The organism is Chryseobacterium oleae (assembly GCF_900115055.1).
Classification (GTDB): domain Bacteria; phylum Bacteroidota; class Bacteroidia; order Flavobacteriales; family Weeksellaceae; genus Chryseobacterium; species Chryseobacterium oleae.
In genome coordinates, this window is record NZ_FOVD01000015.1 from 1 (window position 1) to 1209 (window position 1209).

The 1209-nt window shown below is 33.0% G+C and carries 1 protein-coding gene and 1 pseudogene; both read right to left on the reverse strand.

Going from position 1 to position 1209, the window contains the following annotated elements:
* Positions 1 to 48 precede the first annotated feature (48 nt).
* On the reverse strand, positions 49 to 918 hold the full coding sequence (locus BM143_RS23655) for an IS3 family transposase (protein WP_167375343.1): 870 nt from the start codon (positions 916 to 918) through the stop codon (positions 49 to 51).
* A pseudogene (locus BM143_RS24120) lies at positions 915 to 1209 on the reverse strand (hypothetical protein); the annotation flags it as partial. The gene BM143_RS23655 and the pseudogene BM143_RS24120, both read right to left, overlap by 4 nt.

A 1209-nucleotide genomic window follows, 5' to 3' on the forward strand; every position in this document is an offset into this window, starting at 1 on the left:
TGACTAGTCCTGAAATAGCGATACATATTAAAGGACAAAAATAAATAATTAAACCAGAGCAAATTTCTTTTTGCTTTGGTTTTTGTTTTTATAGGTTTTCATCCTGATTTCTGATTGATTATGCATTTGATTTGGAGTTAAATAGTGGTTTGAAAAATGTGGTCTCATTTCATTGTAAATTTTGATGGATTCGTCTACAATTTTTGTTCTTAAAACAGAGCTGATATTATGTTTATCAATATCAAATTCATACTTTAAAATTCCATTTACCCTCTCAGCTACAGCATTTTCATAAGGATCAGAATTTTGGGTCATGCTGCATTTTAATTTATGTTTTTCCAGTACCTGCTGATAATCATTTGAACAATATTGTAAACCACGATCAGAATGATGAATTAATGATTGTATTACACCTTTATGTTTTTTTAATGCTCTTCTCAATGCTAACAGGCTGCCCTGAATATTGAGATTCTCAGCCACATAATGTCCCATAATTTTCTTTGAATAGGCATCACTTATTAAGCTCAGATAGCTTGGATTTTCTCTGCATCCGATATAGGTAATGTCTGCAACCCAAACCTGATTAGGTTTTGTGATTTTATAATCCAGAATCAGATTTTTATGTTTTCTAAAACGATGATGCGAATTAGTAGTGACATGATAAGCCCTTTTGGGAAGAATCAATAAATGATTGGCTCTCAAAATATCAAAGAACTTATCTCTTCCTATTTTGATAGATTTTAATGGCTCTTTTAATAGGAAATATAGTTTCCTGCCTCCCAATTTAGGCATTTTGACACGAATGTCTTTTACCAGTTCTAAAACTTCAGATGCCTGGTTTCTACACGCTTCTCTACGCTTGATACTTCTATAATAGACTTGTCTACTACACCCGAGCAATCCACAAGTAAAAATCAATGTTTCTTTTTCTTTACTGCGGAAGTCGTCGATTGTTCGGGTGGTGAGTTTTTTCGGATATCAATATGGTATTCTTTCTCGGCAAGATCAATCATCATATCAAAAAATATCGCTTTTTTATCGGCGATATAGGCCTGCTTTTCTAAAAAGGCTTTTTGTTTTTCAAGAAGCTTTACTTCAGCTTCTAATTCCATAATACGTTGTTCAGGTGTTTTTTGCATGGTATGTGGTCTTTGATAATCCCAATCAAAGTTACCATATTTTCTGAGCCAATTCAAAACAGTTGCATGG